General features: G+C 63.6%; 22 protein-coding genes and 1 pseudogene. 15 read left to right on the top strand and 8 right to left on the bottom strand.

Going from position 1 to position 19,114, the window contains the following annotated elements; genetic code table 11:
- Positions 1–494 precede the first annotated feature (494 nt).
- The 14 genes from U4Y88_RS03440 to U4Y88_RS03375 all read left to right on the top strand — a co-directional run bounded on the left by U4Y88_RS03440 (position 495) and on the right by U4Y88_RS03375 (position 9,599).
- The gene (locus tag U4Y88_RS03440; protein ID WP_321782290.1) at positions 495–1,382 is read left to right on the top strand and encodes a Crp/Fnr family transcriptional regulator; all 888 of its coding nucleotides are present in this window, start codon (positions 495–497) and stop codon (positions 1,380–1,382) included.
- A gap of 98 nt (positions 1,383–1,480) precedes the next feature.
- Positions 1,481–2,035: an RNA polymerase sigma factor gene (locus tag U4Y88_RS03435; protein WP_224011515.1), complete on the top strand. Its 555-nt coding sequence runs from the start codon at positions 1,481–1,483 to the stop codon at positions 2,033–2,035.
- A gap of 142 nt (positions 2,036–2,177) precedes the next feature.
- Entirely contained in the window at positions 2,178–2,414 is a 237-nt protein-coding gene (locus U4Y88_RS03430) for a RebB family R body protein (RefSeq protein ID WP_065061686.1), read from the top strand.
- A 22-nt stretch (positions 2,415–2,436) separates the two neighbouring features.
- On the top strand, positions 2,437–3,138 hold the full coding sequence (locus U4Y88_RS03425; RefSeq protein WP_321782288.1) for a hypothetical protein: 702 nt from the start codon (positions 2,437–2,439) through the stop codon (positions 3,136–3,138).
- Positions 3,139–3,167: 29 nt separating this feature from the next.
- On the top strand, positions 3,168–4,583 hold the full coding sequence (locus U4Y88_RS03420; protein WP_321782286.1) for a patatin-like phospholipase family protein: 1,416 nt from the start codon (positions 3,168–3,170) through the stop codon (positions 4,581–4,583).
- Positions 4,584–4,779: 196 nt separating this feature from the next.
- On the top strand, positions 4,780–5,247 hold the full coding sequence (locus U4Y88_RS03415) for a hypothetical protein (protein ID WP_321782285.1): 468 nt from the start codon (positions 4,780–4,782) through the stop codon (positions 5,245–5,247).
- On the top strand, positions 5,247–6,344 hold the full coding sequence (locus U4Y88_RS03410) for a PHB depolymerase family esterase (RefSeq protein WP_321782283.1): 1,098 nt from the start codon (positions 5,247–5,249) through the stop codon (positions 6,342–6,344). The genes U4Y88_RS03415 and U4Y88_RS03410 overlap by 1 nt, the downstream gene beginning before the upstream one ends.
- Positions 6,341–6,988: a hypothetical protein gene (locus U4Y88_RS03405; RefSeq protein ID WP_321782281.1), complete on the top strand. Its 648-nt coding sequence runs from the start codon at positions 6,341–6,343 to the stop codon at positions 6,986–6,988. The genes U4Y88_RS03410 and U4Y88_RS03405 overlap by 4 nt, the downstream gene beginning before the upstream one ends.
- Before the next feature lie 35 nt (positions 6,989–7,023).
- Entirely contained in the window at positions 7,024–7,464 is a 441-nt protein-coding gene (locus U4Y88_RS03400; RefSeq protein WP_321782279.1) for a lysozyme, read from the top strand.
- Positions 7,465–7,557: 93 nt separating this feature from the next.
- Positions 7,558–7,761 carry a hypothetical protein gene (locus tag U4Y88_RS03395; protein ID WP_224011522.1) on the top strand — a complete coding sequence of 68 codons (204 nt, stop codon included), beginning with the start codon at positions 7,558–7,560 and terminating at the stop codon, positions 7,759–7,761.
- Positions 7,754–8,461: a hypothetical protein gene (locus U4Y88_RS03390; protein WP_321782277.1), complete on the top strand. Its 708-nt coding sequence runs from the start codon at positions 7,754–7,756 to the stop codon at positions 8,459–8,461. Before U4Y88_RS03395 ends, U4Y88_RS03390 begins: the two co-directional genes overlap by 8 nt.
- A gap of 70 nt (positions 8,462–8,531) precedes the next feature.
- Positions 8,532–8,855: a RebB family R body protein gene (locus tag U4Y88_RS03385; protein ID WP_065061677.1), complete on the top strand. Its 324-nt coding sequence runs from the start codon at positions 8,532–8,534 to the stop codon at positions 8,853–8,855.
- Positions 8,856–8,883: 28 nt separating this feature from the next.
- Positions 8,884–9,210 carry a RebB family R body protein gene (locus U4Y88_RS03380; RefSeq protein WP_224011524.1) on the top strand — a complete coding sequence of 109 codons (327 nt, stop codon included), beginning with the start codon at positions 8,884–8,886 and terminating at the stop codon, positions 9,208–9,210.
- Between the two features lie 62 nt (positions 9,211–9,272).
- Positions 9,273–9,599 (top strand): RebB family R body protein, encoded by a 327-nt coding sequence (locus U4Y88_RS03375; protein WP_224011525.1) that lies wholly within the window; start codon positions 9,273–9,275, stop codon positions 9,597–9,599.
- A 94-nt stretch (positions 9,600–9,693) separates the two neighbouring features.
- On the opposite strand, the gene yicI is transcribed toward U4Y88_RS03375, so the two are convergent.
- The 7 genes from yicI to U4Y88_RS03340 all read right to left on the bottom strand — a co-directional run bounded on the left by yicI (position 9,694) and on the right by U4Y88_RS03340 (position 18,085).
- Complete coding sequence (gene yicI, locus U4Y88_RS03370; RefSeq protein WP_321782275.1) at positions 9,694–12,036, bottom strand: alpha-xylosidase; 2,343 nt, start codon at positions 12,034–12,036, stop codon at positions 9,694–9,696.
- Positions 12,037–12,090: 54 nt separating this feature from the next.
- The gene (locus tag U4Y88_RS03365) at positions 12,091–13,155 is read right to left on the bottom strand and encodes a sn-glycerol-3-phosphate ABC transporter ATP-binding protein UgpC (protein WP_321782273.1); all 1,065 of its coding nucleotides are present in this window, start codon (positions 13,153–13,155) and stop codon (positions 12,091–12,093) included.
- An 18-nt stretch (positions 13,156–13,173) separates the two neighbouring features.
- Complete coding sequence (locus U4Y88_RS03360) at positions 13,174–13,986, bottom strand: carbohydrate ABC transporter permease (protein WP_310634012.1); 813 nt, start codon at positions 13,984–13,986, stop codon at positions 13,174–13,176.
- A gap of 1 nt (position 13,987) precedes the next feature.
- Positions 13,988–14,926, bottom strand: coding sequence for a sugar ABC transporter permease (locus U4Y88_RS03355; protein ID WP_310634013.1), 939 nt, complete (start codon positions 14,924–14,926; stop codon positions 13,988–13,990).
- 86 nt (positions 14,927–15,012) lie between these two features.
- Positions 15,013–16,224: a sugar ABC transporter substrate-binding protein gene (locus U4Y88_RS03350; RefSeq protein ID WP_321782271.1), complete on the bottom strand. Its 1,212-nt coding sequence runs from the start codon at positions 16,222–16,224 to the stop codon at positions 15,013–15,015.
- Between the two features lie 284 nt (positions 16,225–16,508).
- The gene (locus U4Y88_RS03345) at positions 16,509–17,555 is read right to left on the bottom strand and encodes a substrate-binding domain-containing protein (RefSeq protein WP_321782269.1); all 1,047 of its coding nucleotides are present in this window, start codon (positions 17,553–17,555) and stop codon (positions 16,509–16,511) included.
- Between the two features lie 137 nt (positions 17,556–17,692).
- Positions 17,693–18,085 carry a hypothetical protein gene (locus tag U4Y88_RS03340; RefSeq protein WP_321782267.1) on the bottom strand — a complete coding sequence of 131 codons (393 nt, stop codon included), beginning with the start codon at positions 18,083–18,085 and terminating at the stop codon, positions 17,693–17,695.
- Between the two features lie 308 nt (positions 18,086–18,393).
- Here U4Y88_RS03340 and U4Y88_RS03335 point away from each other — a divergent pair, with 308 nt between their 5' ends.
- Positions 18,394–18,660 (top strand): hypothetical protein, encoded by a 267-nt coding sequence (locus U4Y88_RS03335; RefSeq protein WP_224011533.1) that lies wholly within the window; start codon positions 18,394–18,396, stop codon positions 18,658–18,660.
- A gap of 297 nt (positions 18,661–18,957) precedes the next feature.
- On the opposite strand, the pseudogene U4Y88_RS03330 reads toward U4Y88_RS03335, so the two are convergent.
- Positions 18,958–19,114 (bottom strand): annotated as a pseudogene (locus U4Y88_RS03330) (EmrA/EmrK family multidrug efflux transporter periplasmic adaptor subunit); the annotation flags it as partial.

The raw sequence follows: 19,114 nt of genomic DNA, 5'->3' as shown, positions 1-19,114 counted from the left end.
GTCGATACGTGCAATAACCTCATTAAGCGCCGCAGATTTCCGCCTCTCACATTCTCTTCGGCCAATCATGAAATGTCTTTCTACTGCCTGATGCCGCCATTGCGCAGTGACTGACACGATCTACGCACGCGCTCCTCAAATCAAGGACTGAGGAACGCCGTTGCAGCCTAATCTCCGCGCTGCTCCTGATCCCGACACTACGATCAGGATGACTACACGTCTCTTTCCCGCTTCACAGAATATTCGTGAACGTCACCGATTCCGGTGACGTTCACTTCGCCAATCTTGCGAAAATTTCCCGCACGCCGGGAAAGACATCGAAAACCCGAAGCAATGGCCTGGCGCCAAAATCGGATTGAGGCGCAAAGCCCATCGATCTTCGCCGCCGCATAGGGCTGCATTCTTTCGCATCCCTTTCTCCCGCGCCCCCCTGTAGTCCACACCCCGCGATTTCGCGAGCCACGCCTTGAAACAAGGCACATTACGCATCTTGCATGACCTCTCGCCAGCCGGCGGTCCGCTTATGCGCGATGCAATGCGCCCCGCATCGTTCGTTCATTCCTCGCGTACCGCACGCATTCGCTGCGTTTGCAATACTCACTATCAACATTGACAGGGTCAAGGCGCTGACCCTTCACATCCGGCATGACAGGACGTTTCCGCGAGGGGGTCACCAGACAACATTACGACAAGGCAAGGACGTCATGCCAGCCGCCAAAGACCATTACGGGGTTCGCTCATTTGCGCTGCTACAGGGGCTGCCCGAATCACTCATGCAGCATATCGACGAGCACCTCACGCCCTGGCCCGCGCACCGCAGCCGGCTGTTGTTCTTCAAGGGCGACGCAGAAAATTTCGTGGCGCTTGTCCATCGCGGACACATCTATCACACGCTGCACGAACCGGGCGGGCGAGAACTCATCCTCGACTACACGCTCGCGGGCGGGCTCGTCGGCGAGGGTGCGCTGCTGCATCCGCGCCGCCGCAGCTTCAACGCGCAACTGAGCCCCGACTGCGAGATCTCGCTGCTGCACGAAACGCATTTCGCCGCGTTGCAGGCCAATCCACTCTTCATGCTGCGCGTCCAGCAACTGCTCTGCAACCGCCTAGAACAATTGAGCGATTTCGTCGAATCGGCCTGTCTGTACCGACTCGAGGCGCGGCTCGCGCGCCATCTGCTCACGCGCATGGACGACGGCGAGCGTCACGAAGTCCGCCTGCCCGGCAATCAAAGCATCATGGCCGCGATGCTCAACGTAAGCCGCCCGCGCCTCAATACGCTGCTGCAACGCTGGCAACGCGAAGGTCTGATCCGGCCGCAAGCACGCACGTTATGCATCGAAAATCCCGAACGCCTTCGCCACATTGCGGCGGCCCGATGAAGCACATTGCGCGGGCGTCGAGCACGTTGTTACGTACGCAACTGATTTCCTCATACGATTGGCCGGATTCTGCGGATTCCACCCACGGAGGACGCAGAATGAACATCACAACTTATGCCGGCGACGAGACCACGGCCTACCGCGAGCAATTCGATTGCACCTGGCGGGACGTGCAAGGCAAGCTGCGCAGACGCGCGCGTCTGCTATGCAAGGGCGATCCTTCGCGCGCCGACGATCTCCTCTCCGACACCGCGCTGAAAGTGCATCTCTACATGCAGCGCTCCCCGGATCGCGTCAAGAATCTCGCCGGCTTTTTCTTCCTCGCGCTCAACCACGCGTTTCTCGATCATGCACGCCGACGCAGCCGCGAGGATCGCGTGATCGAGCACGGCAGCGAATGGGAAGACGAGCAATGCATTGCCATCGCCGATCGTGCGCCGCCCATCGAACAGCAGCTCGCGCTCAAGCAGCAACTTGCGCGCATGGAAAAAGCCGTCGCTGAACTCGCGCCCGCGCAACGCACGCTGTTCGCCCTGAAATTCGAGGACGAACTGGCGTATCCGCAAATCGCCGATGCGCTTGGCATCAGCGAAGCGCTCGCGCGCAAGCGCGTCGAACTGCTGCGCAAAAAGCTGCGCCAGAAACTCGACTAGGCGCGCCTCGCCGGTCTGCTTCGCAACCGTCACCGACCTTCACAAGCGCGCCGACGACACGTCCGTATTCATGCAAACCACGCAGCGCGGCGCCAGTCGACTCGCGCTTTTTCCACCCCCATGTCGTACCGAAGGAGTCGTCATGGCAGACAACACCGCCGTCAACGGCCAGATCACCGATGCCGTCACGCAAACCAACGTCAAGGTCGTGGCCGAAGCCCCGGCCCAGGCGCTCGCCTCGCTCTATCAGTTCGCCAGCCATTCGGCGGGCTTGTCGTTGCAGAACGCCGTGCACAGCCAGCAGGCGCTGAACCAGATTTCCAGCGCCGTGATTTCGAAGGCCGTGACGATGATTCTCGCCGTCGGCGACAAGAGCTGACGCGCGCCAGGAGACCTGAACCATGAGCCTCAAGGACCTCTTTGGCGGCAAGTCCGGCGCGAGCGCGGTCAGCGCAACGCCGGCCACGGCGCCGCCCGTCGCGCCAGCCGAGCCGCCCTCGCCGCCTTCATCACCCTCATCGTCGCCTGCGGCGAACGCCAGCGCCTCGCCCCCCGCGGACAACGCTGGCGCGAGCGCCGCCAGTCAAAACGGCAGCAGCACGAACAGCGGCGCAGCGACGCCGCCCGCAAGCGCGCCAACCAGCCCGCTTGCAGGTTTCACCGAGCAGATGCAAAGCGCCTCGGCGGCGCCCGCGACCGACGCGCTCAACAGTCAGATCGTGCAGGCGGTCCAGTTGAGCAACGCCGAGACGACCGCCTACGCGAGCAGCCAGATCGCAGCCGGTCCCAACATGATGATCAGCCAGGCGAGCGGACTCGTCGCGCAGTCGGCCGCGAACTACTTCGACGGCGCGAGCAAACTCGCGCTCGCCAGCAAGAGCGTGCTGCTCAAGAACATGACCGAGAAGCTCCTCCAGGAAGACATCAAGGGCGCGGCAGAAGATGCGCTCGGCGTGCTGATCACCGATCTGCTGGTGGGCACGGCGGCGGCCGTCGCGGCGGCCGCGGGCGCCATCGAAGGCGAGTCCGCGCATTTCGCACTCGAAAAGATCGACCAGAGCATCAACAAGTATCAGTCGCTGCTGGACCGCAAAGGCGGCTAGGCGACCCATCTCATCGACAGGAGAACGACATGCTCGACCTACATTCGCTCGTGCTCGGCGGCGGCGGCGCCAAAGGCGTGGTCTACCCCAAGGCACTCCAGAAATTGCATCGCGACCGCCAGATCGACCTGCGCGCCGTGCCCCACGTGGCGGGCGCGAGCGCAGGCGCGCTGACCGGCTTTATCCTCGCGCTCGGCGGCACGCCCGAAGCGATCGCGCGCCTTTCGCCGACCATCACCGAGGCGCTGCCCTTCGCCACCAAATCGTTCGCGAATCGCAGCGAAACGCGCATCGCCCTGAGCCGCGCGTCGACCGTCGTCGACTACGCAGCCGACAAGCTCGACGGCTCGACGATTCCCTCGGTGCTGATGATCTGGGCCGAAACCGCGCTGCTGCAACTGATGCGCCGCATCGTCGAGCAAATCGACCTCGACGATGAAGGCGACAGCTACCTTGCGCTCGACGGCGAGCGCTATTACCTGAATGAGCTGCACGGGCGCGGCATGGGCTTCTTCTGGGACTACGACGTCGACCCGGGCGGCCCGCACATCGGCGCGCTGCGCACCGCGCTGATGACCGGTCTGCGCGATCTGCGGCGCTTCGGCTGCTATCTCGTCAGCACGCATCACCGCATCGTCACACTGCTGCGCGACGCGGGCATCGACGCCGGCTGGAAGCACCTGAGCGTCACGCTCACACGGCTCTATTCGGCCCAAGTCGACAGCGCGGCACTCGCCGAGACCTTCGGTTCGCTTAACTATGTATCGACGCTGTTGCCGCCGGGCGCCGGGACGTCCGAGCGCAATCCCGTCCACAAGGCATTCGTGCGTCACGAGGGCGTTTGCCTGCTCGCGGCCGCGCAGGCGAGCGGCGCCTTTCCGCTGCTGTTCGCCGCGCCGCCGCTCGGGCCGTCACCGTCGCTGCGCGACTTCCTCTACACCGATGGCGGCTGCATGAGCAACATGCCCATCGAAGCGCCGATCTTCGCCGATAGCATCATCGGCAGGCCGACCGCGGAGCGCGACATCCTCGCGCTCGGCCTCAACGACGGCGACGAAGCGAGCAGCCTGCCGTCCGCGTGGCAGATGTGGGCGGTGCAGCGCCTGATGCTGCCGTCGGCGCACAAGACCATCGTCGTGCCCGCCGACGATTCGTTCTACGCGAGCGCGCGGCGCGACATCTGCAGCACGCCACCCGCCGCGAAAACCGAGCACGGTGCGTTGTTTCGCTTCAGCATGAAGCCCGAAGGGGACTACCGCATTTTCTACGCGAGCAAACTGCCGGACGCACCGATTTCGCTGACGGCGGAAATCCCGATGGGCACGCAAAGCCGTGGTGTGCAGAACGCCATCGACGAGTACGCGGACAGCATGGCACGCAATCTCGCGCTGCTCGTGCAGCAAGCCGGACAGCAACGCGGCGGCCTCGTGTGGGGCGGATTGTAAGCGCCCACGGACGGGAGTCCATCGCCCACGGTTGTGCTTGCGCGCACGGCGCGCGAGCACAACGAGCGCTACACCGCTTCATGAAAATACTTCGTTATCCGATTGATCTCGCATCGATACGAAACCGCGCTTCACAGCGACTTCCGGAGCGCGTTCCTTTCAGCAACCGCTTCGCAGTTTTCACGGATCGACCGACATGCCTCCCCCCGCACCGGCATCGCGCCCCGAAGCGCCCCGAACGGGCGGCTTGCCTTCGCTGAGCAGAAGTCCGATTCATCTGCTATCCGCACTCGTCACGGTATCCGTCGACAAGCTCTGGGACAGCATGTTGCTCGACATGGTCAAACCCATGCCGCTCGAACAAAAAACGCATTTCCTGCTGATCGTGGGGCTGTTGCTGTTCGTCGTCACCTCGGTCAGCACCACGCTCACACAGTCGAGGGTCGACACGGACTCGCCCGGTGTCGCGCTCGCCAAGGGACTGGCCATGGGCGTGCTGGCCAGCCTGCCCTACACCTTCAGCGCGACGGAAATGGGAATGCTGTTCATCGGCTGGTCGGGCATCAACGAGTTGCAAAAGCAGAGCCAGAAGCATCGGCGAGAGCCGAACCCGGATCACCCCTCGTCCCTCACCCAACAGGAGAACGTCCCGTGGATTCGCTAATGACCCTGTCACGACGCTTCGCCGTCGCGACCCTCTTCACACTCGGCACACTCGGCACGCTGGCCGCACTCGGCGCGACCTGCGACGACGCGCGGGCCGCGGACGCGCCGCCCTTGCCCGCCCTCGCCGCCGATGCCAACCAGGTGACTGTCTCCGGCTTGTCGTCGGGCGCGTTCATGGCGGCGCAATTCAGCGTCGCGTATTCGCAAAGCGTTGCGGGCGCCGGCATCGTCGCGGGCGGGCCGTTTTACTGCGCAGGGCTCGGACCGCACGGCGGCCTGGACCACTTTCTGATCAACGCGAGCACGCTCTGCATGACGCCACTGGGCGCCGCGCCGTCCGGGGCCGCCGCGTTCAAGGCCGCGCAGCGCTTCGCCGACGACGGCTTGATCGACGACATCGCGAACCTCAAGCGCCAGCGCCTCTACATCTTCACGGGCGCCTCGGACAAGATCGTCCTGCCGAAGGTCGTCGCGCAGACCCGCGCGTTCTACCGTAGCGCGGGCGTCCCGGATGCGCAGATCGCCTATGTCGACAACATCAACGCCGGTCACGCGCTCATCACCGCGAACCGCAACGACCTGCCCTGCCCGGCCAACGCGCCGCCCAACCTCAACAACTGCGGCTTCGTGCAATCGCACGACATCCTGCGCCAGCTTTACGGCGAACTGGAGCGGCCGTCCAGCAAGCTGAGCGGCGAGTTGCTCGACTTCGACCAGACCGAGTTTTTCCAGGGCAGGCGCACCGGACTGTCCGACGTGGGCCACGTCTACATCCCCGCCGACTGCCTCACGCAGACATGCCGCGTGCACGTCGTCTTTCACGGCTGCACGCAGGAAGACAGCCGCCTTGGGGATCGCTACTACACGACGACGGGCTACAACCAGCTCGCGGACAGCAATCGCATAATCGTGCTCTACCCGCAGATCCGCACCGATGCGCGGCGCAATCCCAAGGGCTGCTGGGACTTCTGGGGCTACACCAGCGACGATCCTGCGCATCCCGACTTCTATATCAAATCGGCCCCGCAAATGGCCGCCATCGACGCGATGGTCCAGCGCTTGCTCAGCGCACGCAACGCAAAGGAGGCACGATGAACACGTCGACTTCGCATCACACCACGGCCGCCGCGAATGGCGATCAGGCAGCGAGCGCGACGGTTGCGCCCGCGTGCGGACCGCTTGCGGCCACGATGTTCGGGCCGATCGCGGGCGCACTCATGGAGCCGTTTCTCGAAGCGCTGGTGCGCTACGTGCCCGCGCCGATGCTTGCGGCCCAGCCGCCGTCGGCGGCGCAATGGAAGCCCGCGCTCAAAGCTGCGCTCGACTGGCGCGAGGCCCTCGTCGAGCGCATCGAAGAAAATGCGTGGCAATGGCCGCGCGCCTGGCATCTTCGCAACGACACCGCCGGGCTCGTCGAATTCGGACGGCAGGTCGCGCTGACCACCCATCAACTCAGCAAGCAGTGGCTCGACGCACAACTGCTGGCAGCGGCGCAGTGGCGCGCGCAAGGCTTCGCGCTGCTGCCGCAATGGCTCGATGCACGCGGCCAGGCCGACGCCGCGCTGATCGCCAACGAGGCCCAGCAGGCGGCGCGCAAGACATGGGATGCCCAGAACGAAGCGCTGATGCAATGGTTCGGCGACATTTCCCCTGCGTTTCAGGCGTGCCTTCAGCAATGGCTCGACGACGATCCCGATGATCGCAGCGCTCCCGAAAACACCGACGCCGACCCCGCCTGACCCGGCCCCTACGACAAGATCGCCGAGGAACCATCATGAAAATCAATTCCGCTGGTATCTCACTCATCAAGCAATACGAAGGACTTTTTCTGATCACTTACGCCGATGTGGTGGGCGTACTGACGATCGGATACGGACACACGGGTTCCGACGTGAAGCCGGGCCTGATCATTACGCAGACGCAAGCCGACCAGCTACTCGACGACGACCTCGCTCGCTTCGAAAAGGGCGTTAGCCGTCTCGCACGCGTGCCGCTCAATCCGAATCAGTTTTCGGCGCTCGTGAGTTTCAGCTTCAACCTCGGGCTCGGCAATCTTGGCAATTCGACGCTGCTGCGCGACCTGAACCGGGGCGACTATGTGGCCGCCGCGAACCAGTTTCCACGCTGGGACCGGGCCGGTGGCCGCGAGTTGCCGGGTCTGCTGAAGCGACGTCGAGCCGAACAGGCGCTGTTCCTGACGCCACTCGCAGCCTGAGGGTTCACAACCCGTGCACACGCAGCGTCCTGAGCACGACAGGCGTGCACGCTTTGCGTCTGTCCCGTCACGTTCACTCCCGGAGAAACCACCATGCAAAACGATCTGAACCAGCTCCACGACATCGCCACGAAACTGGTCAGCAGCCATCTGGCCGAATGGGGCGAGTCGCTCCTGAACGCCACCGCCGGTCACGACGACAACAAGTACTTAGGCATCCTGCACGCGTTGCTGTCGGTGCGCAGCGCACTCGCGCCGTTTATCGGCGGCCAGCAACAGGACGCGAGTCATGGCTGACGCCACGCTCAACCCGGCGTTGCGCCAGATCGCCGAGCAGTATCTGAACCGCTCGCTCGAAGCGCAGGAAGAAGCCACTTTGCTGCGGCTGCAGCAAGGCTTCCAGGGCCGGTCAGCGACGACGCCCGCGACGCAATCGCTCGACGCCGTCGAGCAGGCGCGCCGTCAGGTGCAGTCCGCCATCGGTCAGGGGCAGGCGCAGGCGACGTCCGGCATGCGCAACATTCTGGAGACGATCCAGGCAAGCTCCGCTCAGGCGCTCGACGTTCAGGAAAAGGAGGAGCAGGCCATTCTCGCGTTGCTGGAGAGTTGCAAGACGCTCTCCGATCTGCGCCCCGCGACGCTCAATCCAGACCTCGCGCAATTGCAGCCGGGCAACCAGCTCGCACTCACCCAGATCGCCGCGCATCTGGCTGGGCTCGCGAAGCAGGAAGTCGAGAATTGCTTCAACCAGCAATTCGGGCCGCTCGTCACGCAGTTGCAGGACCTGATCCAGCGGATCAATGCGCAGGAAACGGCGAAGGCCGCGCAAGGTAGCAACAGTGGCAACAACGGCAGTGCCGACGCCACGGCGAATAGCGCTGGAAATAGCCCTGCACACAGCGCGAACGACGCATGCGCCGGCGCAGCCACGTCCCCCTCACACACCGAGCAGTCAGGTGGTGTTCACGAGCCGTCCGGCGGCTCGTCCATGCAGTAGCACGGCGCGACACGCAGCGCTACCGCCCGTCAGCGCCGTGCATTCACTCTTCAACCAAAGGAGCAACACCATGTCTTTCCCGACCTCTGTCAACGACCAGATCACGGACGCCGTCACGCAATCGAACGTCAAGGTGCTCGGCGAATCGCCCGCCATGGCCATCGGCTCGCTGTACCAGACGATGGCGCACTCGACGGGCATCCTGTTCGAGAATTCGGTCTCGGCGCAGCAGCAACAGAACACGCTCACGCAAGCCGCTTCGAACATGGGCGTCATGCAGATCTACAGCATGGACACGATGGCCGGCGCAGCGGGCACGGAGAAAGTCGCCCAGGGCGGCGTCGCCGATAACCTGACGAGCCTGCTCACCGTGTTGCAGTCGTTCCGCCGCTGATCGACCGCCTCGACACCGGAGCTGAACCATGGCCTACAACACCTCTGTCAACGCGCAGATCACCGACGCCGTCACCCAGGCGAACGTCAACGTGCTCGCCCAGGCACCCGCGCTCGCGCTCGGCTCGCTGTTCCAGAGCCTCGCGCACTCGACCGGCATTCTGTACGAGAACACGGTCTCGGCGCAGCAGCAGCAAAACACGCTCGCGCAAGCGGGCGCGAACACGGGCGTCATGCAGATCTACAGCGTCGACACGATGGCCGACGCTGCCAGCACCGAAAAGGTGAGTCAGGCCGGCGTTGCCGACAACCTGACCAGCCTGCTCGCCACGATGCAGGCGTTCCAGAACCGCTGAAGCACTGTGCGCGCTGAGCGCGCACTGCCGACGCTCTGACGTTTTGTCAAAGGAGAACCCAGATGAGCTTTCCGACTTCCGTGAATAACCAGATCACCGACGCCGTCACCCAATCGAACGTGAAGGTGCTCGGCGAAGCGCCCGCGATGGCGATGGGCTCGATCTACCAGACCATGGCGCACTCGACCGGCATTCTGTTCGAGAACGCGGTTTCGGCGCAGCAGCAACAGAACACGCTCGCGCAGGCTGCCGCGAATCAGGGCGTGATGCAGATCTACAGCATGAACACGATGGCGGGCGCGGCCGCCACCGAGAAGGTCGCGCAGGGCGGTGTCGCCGACAACCTGACGAGCCTGCTCACCGTGCTGCAAAGCTTCCAGAATCGCTGAGTTTCCCTCGTCCCGCGGTCGGCAACGTATTTGCGCCGACTGCGGAACGTTGATCGCAGCCCTGCGTGCGTCGAGCGCACCAGGGCGCTTCGGCTTATACGTGCAACACGACTTCCCCGTCGCCCGCCGGCAACTGCACGACCACGCCCAGTTCTCCCGTTTGCGTCGCCAGTCCGCCCGCATCGCGCAACTCGGGCCATTGCCGAAGCGTCAACGGCAATGCGCCATCTACGCCATTCGCGCCCTTCACGCCCGCATAGCGCACGCTCAGCGATGAGCCCCGACGCGTCACGCTCACCTGCGTCACACTCGCGCCGCGCTCGTCGCGCAGCGTTGCGGCCGCGCTCGCGCCATCGGCCAGTTCGAACAGATGCAGTTCGCTGCGCGACGCGTAGTCGTAATCCGGGCGCTGGCTTTCCGTCCCGATCGCCAGCAGCGTGTTCGGCCGCACGTATACGGGCAGGCTCGTGAAGCCGTGCCGCTCGCGCAGCCACCTGCCGCCTTCGACGGCCTTGCCCGTGAACAGATGCGTCCAGCGTCCCTCAGGCAGCCAGAAGTCCACGTCGCCGATTGCGTTGAACACCGGCGCGACCAGCAGCGCATCGCCGAGCAGATACTGCCGGTCCAGATGATCGCAGGCCGGATCGTCGGGAAACTCCAGCAGCATCGCGCGCAGCATCGGCGTGCCGTGCTCGACCGCCTGCTGTGCGGCGTCGAACAGATACGGCATCAGACGCGATTTCCATTCGGTGAAATGGCGCACCACGTCGACGGCTTCGTCGTCGAACAGCCATGGAACGCGATACGACTTGCTGCCGTGCAGACGGCTATGGCTCGACAGCAGCCCGAACGCGCACCAGCGTTTATAGACGTCGGCGGGCGCGGTGTGCTCGAAGCCGCCGATATCGTGACTCCAGAAACCGAAGCCGCTCAATCCGAGCGACAGCCCGCCGCGCAGCGTTTCGGCCATCGATTCATAGGTCGCGCTGCAATCGCCGCCCCAATGCACGGGCAATTGCTGACTGCCCACGGTTCCCGAGCGCGCGAACACCACGGCCTCGCCTTCGCCGCGCACTTCGCGCAGCACGTCGAACACCACCTTGTTGTAAAGGTAGCTGTAGTAGTTGTGCATCTTCTGCGGATCGGAGCCGTCGTGATAGGCCACGTCGGTCGGAATGCGCTCGCCGAAATCCGTCTTGAAGCAGTCGACGCCCATGTCCAGCAAGCGCCGCAAATGCCCCGCGTACCACTGCGCCGCCTCAGGATTCGTGAAGTCGACGATGCCCTGACCCGGCTGCCAGCGGTCCCACTGCCAAACGTCACCGTTAGGCTTCCGAAGCAAATATCCTTTCTCCATCCCTTCGGCGAATAGCGGCGACGGCTGTGCGATATACGGATTGATCCACACGCAGATTTTCAGCCCGCGCGCCTTGAGGCGCGCAAGCATGCCCTGCGGGTCCGGGAAGGTTTCGCGGTTCCACTCGAAATCGCACCAGTGGAAAGCCTTCATCCAGAAGCAGTCGAAATGAAACACGTGCAGCGGAATGCCACGCTCGGCCATGCCGTCGATGAAGTGATTGACCGTCGCTTCGTCGTAATTCGTCGTGAACGACGTCGTGAGCCACAGACCGAACGACCAGGCGGGCGGCAACGCGGGACGTCCGGTGAGCCGGGTAAAGCGGTCCAGCACGGCCTTCGGCGTCGGGCCGTCGATCACGTAGTATTCGAGCCGCTCGCCCGCCACGCTGAACTGCACCTTCGCGACCTTCTCGCTGGCGACTTCGAACGACACGTTCTCCGGGTGATTGACCAGCACGCCATAGCCGCGATTGGTCAGATAAAACGGCACGTTCTTGTACGCCTGTTCGGTGCCGGTGCCGCCGTCGCGGTTCCAGCTCTCGACCACCTGCCCGTTCTTCACGAACGCGGTGAAGCGTTCGCCGAGCCCATAAACGTTTTCGCCGACCCCGAGATCGAGCCGCTCGAACATGAATGCCGCGCCCTGCTGACTCGCGTCGTGCACCTGCCCGCTTGCGCGAAAGCCGCTACCCGTGATGCGCTCGCCGTCGCGCAGGAAATCCACCGACCAGTCGCCCGACTTGACGATGCGCACCGTGAGCGAGCCGCTGGTGAGGCTCGCGGCGTCCTCGGTGTTGGTGGTGACGATTTGCGTCGGCGCACGTTCGAGCGTGAAGTGCGGACCGCGATCGCGCACGCCGGAGAAGTGCTCCACGCGCACACCGATCACGCCGCTTTGCGGCGAAAAGAACCGCCACGTGAACAGCCCCGTATCGAGCTGGCGCTCGCGGCTCGATACATCGCGCGGCGCGACGTGCACGAGCAATTCGTCGCCGACGACTTCCACACTGTGCGGCGAGGCTGCGTAGGTCACGCCCAGCCCTTCGCGGATCAACCAGTTTCCGTCGCTGATTTTCATTTAGATATGCTCAATGCTGATTGAACGTGAATGTCCATGCCAACCGGCACGCGCTCACAGCGCGCGCTCGGTCTTCCTGTCGAAAACGTGAATGTGCTCGCTCGCCATGTCGAGCCCGATCGCCTCGCCGCTGCGCAACGTGCACGGGCCGGACTGCGCGATCATCAACGGCGCGTCAACGCCATCGACCTTCACGGCGATGAAGTTCATCGATCCCGTGCTTTCCACGGTGTCGATCACGCCGCGCACGCCGTGCGCCTCGCGATGCAGCTGTAGATGCTCGGGACGCAGGCCGATCCAGACCTCGGTGCCCGCTGGCAGCGCGCGGCCGAGATCGAGACTTTGCGCGCCGCCAAAACGCGCGCTGCGTCCATCCGGGCCAATGACCGCTTCGACGAAATTCATCGAAGGTGAGCCGATAAAACCCGCCACGAAACGATTGGCCGGCTGTCGATACAGCGTGAGCGGCGCGCCCTGCTGCTCGACTTCTCCGGCGCGCAGCACGACGACGTGATCAGCCATCGTCATCGCTTCGATCTGGTCGTGCGTGACATACACCGACGTCGCGCCCAGGCGTTGATGCAGCTTGCGGATCTCCGTGCGCATGTGCACACGCAGCGCCGCATCGAGATTCGACAGCGGTTCGTCGAATAAAAATACCTTCGGATTCCGTACAATGGCGCGCCCCATCGCCACGCGCTGACGCTGGCCGCCGGAAAGCTGGCGCGGCATGCGCGTGAGCAGATGGTCGAGCCCGAGCGTGCGCGCGACGCCGTCGATACTCTCGCGGATGACTTGCGGCGCCGCGCGCCGCAGCCGCATCGAGTACGACATGTTCCGCTCGATATTCATATGCGGATAAAGCGCGTAGCTCTGAAACACCATCGCGACATCGCGCTTGCGCGGCGGCACGTCGTTCACAACCTTGCCGTCGATGCGCAGCGTGCCGCCCGTGATCGGCTCCAGTCCCGCAATGGTGCGCAGCAAGGTGGACTTGCCGCAACCCGACGGTCCGACCAGCGCGACGAAACACCCCTCGGGCACGCTGATATCGATGTCCTTCAAAATCTGCACGGCTCCGTAGCTTTTGCTCAGGCGCTCGATCTGTATGCGATCCACTGCGATTCTCCGTATGCGTTACTTGAGCGCGCCGGCGGTGAGCCCGGCGACGATCCTGCGTTGCAGCAGCATGAAAGCCACGAGGATGGGCGTGACGAAAATGGCCGAGTACGTCATGATGCCGATCCAGTCGACCTTGGTCGCGCCGACGAAGGCCGAGAGACCCACGGTCGCGGTCTGATAGCGGTCGTCGAGGATCAGCGAGCGGGCGTACACGTACTCGCCGAACGACTGCAAAAACACGAGAATCGCCGAGACGAGAATGCCGTTGACCGCGAGCGGCAGGATCACGCCGAAGAACGCGCGCGCGGGCGACGCACCATCGACGAGCGCCGCGTCGCGCAGTTCGCGCGGCACCTGCACGAAGCTCGGGCGGCACAGCACGATATAGAACGGCAGCGTCTTGGTGATCTGCGCGAGCACCACCGCAAGGCGCGGCGTGTCGAGCAGGCCGAGGCTCTTGAACGCCGTGAAGATGGGCGTGACCATCAGGCTCGACGGCAGCGCCTGCAACACGAGCACGGCGAAGATCGCGAAGCTGGTCCAGCGGTTCTGCACGAAGGCGAGCGCGTAGGCCGCGCCGGTTCCGACGAACACCGTGACGGCCACGGTGCCGCACGCGGTCACGAACGAGTTCCAGAGGAAGTTGCCCATGTGGCTCTCGCTGAACACCTGCCACACGTGCGATTGCCAATGCTGCGGCCAGAACGTGGGCGGATACTGGAACATCTCGCTCGCGTTCTTGAACGCCGTGATGTACATCCAGTACAGCGGAAACAAATAGACCACGGTGACAGACAGCGCGATGAAAAACAGCACGTAGCGCTTCATGTCAGACCATCCTTTCGTTGCGCGTCGAGCGCACGTAGATCACCGCGACCACCAGCACGAGCAGCAGCATCACCGTGGCGACCGCCGAACCCGCCGACACCTCGAAGGTCTGCAACGAAAGCTGCCACGACCAGTACTGCGCGACCAGCGACGAATTGGCCGGGCCGCCCTGGGTGAGCGCCGCGATCAGATCGAATTGCTGCATCGTCATGATGGCGCCCAGCGCGATCACGGCGCCGAGCGTCGCCTTCATCATCGGCAAGGTGATACCGGTGAAGCGTTGCAGCGCGTTCGCACCATCGAGTTCGGCGGCTTCGTAAAGGTCCTTCGGAATGGCCGCGAGTCCGACCGACAGCAGCAGCATGTTGAACGGCACGCCGAGCCACACGTTCGCCGCGATCACGGCGTAGAGCGACCAATGCGGATCGGAGAGCCAGAATATTTTCTCGTCCAGCACATGCAGTTGCATCAGCACGTGATTGAGCACGCCGTAATCGCCCGCGAAAATCAGCTTCCAGATCACGCCCACCACGAGGCCCGGCATGATCCAGCCCGCGAGAAACAGGCCGCGCATCAGGCTCGCGAACGGAAAATCCTGCGCGAACAGCAACGCGAGCGCGAAGCCGATCAGCACCTGAAACAAGAGCGAAAGCCCGACGAACAGCACCGTATTCACGATAACCTGATGCATTTCCGGGCGGCTGAACACGTCGCGGTAATTCGCGAGTCCGACGAACGGACGCAGCAGCGTGGCCGGCTCCATCAGATCGACTTGCTGAAACGAGAGCACGATGTTGTAGACGAGCGGCAGCCCGGCAAACACCAGCAGATACAGCAGCGCGAACACGGCCAGCGAAATCTCGAAGGCATGGGCGCGCGGAAAGCGGCGCAGCAGGCCCGAAGCCGGCTCGCGCGGAGCACGGCGCAAGAGTGTGTTCATGGCGTTGATCGCTCAAAGGCGGCGCGTCGGACGAAGGACGATGGGCGTCCTCCGGCCAACGGCTTGCAGACTTTATTTCGGATGACTTACTTAAGCGAGGCTTGAACGGCTTGTGCGTCGGCGTTCATGGCCTGTTGCGGCGTTGCCTGGTGCGTCAGCACGGACTGAACCGCATCGGAAATCGACTTCGAGATTTTCGGCCATTGCGGATTCGGTCCACGCGGGCGCGCGTACTGCATCTGCTCGTTGAAGACCTGATAGGCCTGCGGCCACTTCGGATTCGGCGTGTTGGTGTCGCGCGAAGGCGGCAGCATACCGAAGTCGTTCCAGTTGCGCCCGCGCTGCGCATACATGTATTCGAGGAACTGGAACGCCGTGGCCGGATCCTTCGCGCCGCGCAGGACCGCGTGATTCTGCTCGCCGAGCGCCGACGCGCGCGGACCGCCTGCCTTCTCGGCCGGCAGCAGCGCCACGCCCCACTTGAACTTCGCGCCCTTGTCGACCGCGCCCAGTTCCCACGGGCCGTCGATGTCCATCGCGGCGTTGCCGTTGATGAACGTGGCCGCCGCCTCCGACTGGCTATGCGTGAGCGTATCGGGCGACGCCACCTTGCTGTCCAGCAGCTTCTGCCAGAAGGCGACCGCGCGCACCGCGCCCGGATCGCTCATGCGGTCCCAGTCGGCACCCGCGGCCTGCACGAACGGCAGGAACTGGAACACGCCCTCTTCCGTGTTGATCGCGGAAAACGCGAGACCGTACACGCCTTTTTTCGCGTCGGTCAGCTTCTGCGCATCGGTGTAAAGCTCGTCCCAGGTTTGCGGCGGATGCTCGGGATCGAGCCCGGCGGCCTTGAACATGTCCTTGTTGTAGTAGAGCGCGAGCGTGTTCGTGCCGCGCGGAATCGCATAGATCTTGCCGTTCCAGCTCGCGTTTTTAAGGGGTCCGGGGAAGATCTGCTTCGCGTCGATGACCTTCGACTTCGCGAGGTAAGGACCGAGATCGAGCAGCGCATTCTTCGAAGCGAACATCGCCGTGTTCGGGTTGTCGATCGGCACGACGTCCGGCATGTTGCCCGACATCACGGCGCGCATGGTTTCGTCGTTGAGCGCCGCGAAGCCCACCTTGCGGATCTGCACGTGAACGTCCGGGTGCAGCTTCGCGAACTCCTGCGCCATTTTCGCGGTGTAGTCGTCGGGCTCGTCGACGGCCCAGACCGACAGCGACGCCGCGTGCAGCGGCGCGCAGGAAAGCGACAATGCCAAACCGATCGCCGCCGAGGCGGCCAGTAGCTTCTTCATGCTGTCTCCGTTTTCGCGCGTCTGAATCGCGCTGTGTTCGAGGCTCTTTCCGGTTCTGTGCGGGAGCCGTCTCGTTCGGCCGGCCTGGCCGTGCATGCGTCTTGCTGCGGTAATCGTGCTGCGTTCCCGGAAACGTTTCCGGGAACAGGCAGATAGTTGCGTCTGGGCCCGACGCTGTCAAGCTGGCTGCGAAAATCGCAAAGGCGAATCGCGGAAAAAACAATGTCGATGATGCGCGATGGCTCGGTGCGAAAGCGAGCCGCGCGAAGGTGCGATGAAGCGGCTCAGCGGCCGGAGGACGTCGGCACGGGGGCGTCGTCGTCGCGATCGCGCAGGGTCAGCGGCCACAACTGCGGCTCGCGCGCGGCGGGATACGTGGACGCGAAGTCGGGAAGCTGAGCCAGCAGCGCCTGCGCGAGGCGCTCGCCCAGCGCATAGGCATCGAGCGTGAAGCCGGACAGGCGCGGCGCGAGGTAGTCGGACACCTCGCCGGCCAGCACGCCGCCCGAGATCGCCAGATCGCGGCCCGGCGTCATGCCCGTTTCGTGCAGTTTGCGATAGGCGCCGATCGCCATGCAGTCGCTCTGGAACATCAGCGCGTCGGGCGGGTTTGCCAGCGCCAGCAGCGCGCCGGTCGCGAGATAGCCGCCGCGCTCGGACAGCTCGTTACGCTGCACGAAACCCTCGGGCACCGCGAGTCCGTGCTGCTTCATCGCCTGCTGCCAGGCGCGCAGGTAGATGTGCGCCTGCATCGCATCGCCGCCCGGAATCGCCAGCGCGATACGCCGATGCCCGCGCGCGACGAGTTGCGCGACGCAGGCCGCCACCGCCGTTTCGAAATCGAGGTCGACCCAGGCGTGCTCGCCGCCCGACTCGCTGCGGCCCAGCGCGACGAACGGAAAATGACGGCTCGCGACGTAATCGAGCCGTTCGTCGTGGCGCCGCGTGCCCGCGAGAATCACGCCATCGACATGCCGCCGGTCGACGATGCGCCGCAGCCGCGCGCACTCGTCGTCCCATGAGGCGCTCGAGTACATCACGAGGTCCATCCCATGGCGCGAGAGCACCGACTGGAGACCGTCGGCCAGGCGCATGAAAATGCCGTGCGTATAGGTCTCTTCCTCGCGCCGCACCGGCAGCATCAAGCCGACGATGTCAAGCCGCCCGCGCCGCAAGCTCGCCGCCGACTTGCTCGGCGCATAGCTGTGTTCGAGCGCGGCGGCGCGCACGCGCTCGCGTGTTTCGTCGCTGACCTCGTCGCTGTCGTTCAAGGCGCGCGACACGGTCGAGACGGACAGCTTCAATTCCTTGGCGAGTTCCCGGATACCCATGCGCTGGTCTGGTGATGAAGGGGGTGAGCCGGGACGCGACATGCGCGCCCGACGCCGGACAGCATAACGGCAAGTGGCCGGATCGACCGAATCGCGCCGAATCCTTCTGAATCTGCCTGAATCTGGCTGTGGCGGTTTTAAAGCGGCACGTCTTCGATCAACGCCGCCTTTACCGCGCGAATACGCTGATCGACGAAATAGCCGCCGCCTTCCGTATATCGCAGATAAAGCCGGCCGCACTGCGTGCATTTCCACACACCGCAGCGGTTATACGGAAAGTAGCGCGGTGCAATCGGCGCTTCCTCGGACCAATAGCCGAGATTTCCGGGCAAATGTTCGGCGAATGTGGGTTCGGCCTCATCCTGCAACGCGAGCGTGCCGATCTGTTCGAGTTGGCGCTCGTCGAGCGAAAGCGGCTGCGTTTGCCAGCCATCGAGCGGCGTTTTTGTGCAGACGCACACGGAGGCTTGAGTCTGTTCCGCGCGTTGGGCGAGTTCGATGAATGCGGCAGCGTCGAGATATTGGGGCATGGCGCGAGAATGAGTCTGCGATTGAGCCTGAAAGACTTCGGAGTCGAGCGCGCATCTTAACGCTATTAGCGATTGCGCTCATTTTTCGTTTCTCGCCGTTCCGTTTTCATTCATTTACGGCCTGGAATCCAGGCTTTTCATGCGGCTTCGCACAACGCCTTTCAAGCGTCTTGACCCCATCAAATCCCCGCAATTTCGGCTAATCCACGTCGATTTTCAGTGAAATTACCTCAGGGCTTTCACCAAGTTTTCATTGGATTGCCATCGTGCGACTCTATGTCCCAGTGCCACTTCAAATGGAGACAGGCATGCACGCAGAAACGCTCAAGAACGCAAAGGTCGCCGTTTTCCTCAATCGGTCGGCGCTGTGTATGTTGCTGTTGCCAGCTGCCTGCCTGTCATGGGCACTCCCCGCGTACCCTCCTCAAGACGCTTTCTGGTTCTGCTTCGTGCTGGCGACGTTCTCCTGGCCGTTTGCAGGAGTCCTGTTTATCGTTTCGGCCGGATTCCAGTCCGGTAGACGTGCCGATCGATTCGAGCATGACGCCGGTTTCCGCGAAGCGCACGGACACTGATCCGTTCGTCCGAGCCGGAAATCCGGTAAGCCGTTAAGCAGACACTCTGCTGCTTTCGCCAGTCGAACAAAAGCCTCCTGTTTTCAGGAGGCTTTTGAACAATACCTGGTTATCCGAACGATGTTCGCAAACCAGCCGTTTTAAGCGGCCGGTGCGAATGCGTGCAACCGGGTTTCGACAATAAGATGCACTGCTTCGAGCCTCACACCCTGTTAGCGCTCAGACTGTGCGCCGGGAACCGGCGTATCCAGGTCGCGGAAGGCTCTGGCAGTTAGTTGCATCTCCACTCGCACGCCCTCACTCGGCGCGCTTGTCTGCCGTCTTCACGCCCGCGTTCTGCGAAATAATCCGCGCAATCTCCGCATCGGCTTCGTCGCCGTACTTCTCGAACACGTTCGTTTCGTAGACCGTGTTCTGCGCGTTGCCGAGCTGGCTGCCCGAATCGTTCTTGATA

This window comes from Paraburkholderia sp. J94 (assembly GCF_905220285.1).
Lineage (GTDB): Bacteria > Pseudomonadota > Gammaproteobacteria > Burkholderiales > Burkholderiaceae > Paraburkholderia > Paraburkholderia tropica_A.
Note: the sequence above shows the minus strand (reverse complement) of the source record. Positions and strands in the feature narration are given on the sequence as shown.

Bases quoted from the DNA above. Each gene is read 5' to 3' on its own strand.
- U4Y88_RS03405 (WP_321782281.1), top strand. From the start codon at position 6,341: ATGAACACGTCGACTTCGCATCACACCACGGCCGCCGCGAATGGCGAT.
- U4Y88_RS03350 (WP_321782271.1), bottom strand. From the start codon at position 16,224: ATGAAGAAGCTACTGGCCGCCTCGGCGGCGATCGGTTTGGCATTGTCG.
- U4Y88_RS03435 (WP_224011515.1), top strand. From the start codon at position 1,481: ATGAACATCACAACTTATGCCGGCGACGAGACCACGGCCTACCGCGAG.
- U4Y88_RS03430 (WP_065061686.1), top strand. From the start codon at position 2,178: ATGGCAGACAACACCGCCGTCAACGGCCAGATCACCGATGCCGTCACG.
- U4Y88_RS03415 (WP_321782285.1), top strand. From the start codon at position 4,780: ATGCCTCCCCCCGCACCGGCATCGCGCCCCGAAGCGCCCCGAACGGGC.
- U4Y88_RS03440 (WP_321782290.1), top strand. From the start codon at position 495: ATGACCTCTCGCCAGCCGGCGGTCCGCTTATGCGCGATGCAATGCGCC.
- U4Y88_RS03340 (WP_321782267.1), bottom strand. From the start codon at position 18,085: ATGCCCCAATATCTCGACGCTGCCGCATTCATCGAACTCGCCCAACGC.
- U4Y88_RS03360 (WP_310634012.1), bottom strand. From the start codon at position 13,986: ATGAAGCGCTACGTGCTGTTTTTCATCGCGCTGTCTGTCACCGTGGTC.
- U4Y88_RS03375 (WP_224011525.1), top strand. From the start codon at position 9,273: ATGAGCTTTCCGACTTCCGTGAATAACCAGATCACCGACGCCGTCACC.
- U4Y88_RS03335 (WP_224011533.1), top strand. From the start codon at position 18,394: ATGCACGCAGAAACGCTCAAGAACGCAAAGGTCGCCGTTTTCCTCAAT.
- U4Y88_RS03395 (WP_224011522.1), top strand. From the start codon at position 7,558: ATGCAAAACGATCTGAACCAGCTCCACGACATCGCCACGAAACTGGTC.
- U4Y88_RS03425 (WP_321782288.1), top strand. From the start codon at position 2,437: ATGAGCCTCAAGGACCTCTTTGGCGGCAAGTCCGGCGCGAGCGCGGTC.
- U4Y88_RS03400 (WP_321782279.1), top strand. From the start codon at position 7,024: ATGAAAATCAATTCCGCTGGTATCTCACTCATCAAGCAATACGAAGGA.
- U4Y88_RS03390 (WP_321782277.1), top strand. From the start codon at position 7,754: ATGGCTGACGCCACGCTCAACCCGGCGTTGCGCCAGATCGCCGAGCAG.
- U4Y88_RS03355 (WP_310634013.1), bottom strand. From the start codon at position 14,926: ATGAACACACTCTTGCGCCGTGCTCCGCGCGAGCCGGCTTCGGGCCTG.
- U4Y88_RS03420 (WP_321782286.1), top strand. From the start codon at position 3,168: ATGCTCGACCTACATTCGCTCGTGCTCGGCGGCGGCGGCGCCAAAGGC.
- U4Y88_RS03385 (WP_065061677.1), top strand. From the start codon at position 8,532: ATGTCTTTCCCGACCTCTGTCAACGACCAGATCACGGACGCCGTCACG.
- U4Y88_RS03410 (WP_321782283.1), top strand. From the start codon at position 5,247: ATGACCCTGTCACGACGCTTCGCCGTCGCGACCCTCTTCACACTCGGC.
- yicI (WP_321782275.1), bottom strand. From the start codon at position 12,036: ATGAAAATCAGCGACGGAAACTGGTTGATCCGCGAAGGGCTGGGCGTG.
- U4Y88_RS03380 (WP_224011524.1), top strand. From the start codon at position 8,884: ATGGCCTACAACACCTCTGTCAACGCGCAGATCACCGACGCCGTCACC.
- U4Y88_RS03345 (WP_321782269.1), bottom strand. From the start codon at position 17,555: ATGGGTATCCGGGAACTCGCCAAGGAATTGAAGCTGTCCGTCTCGACC.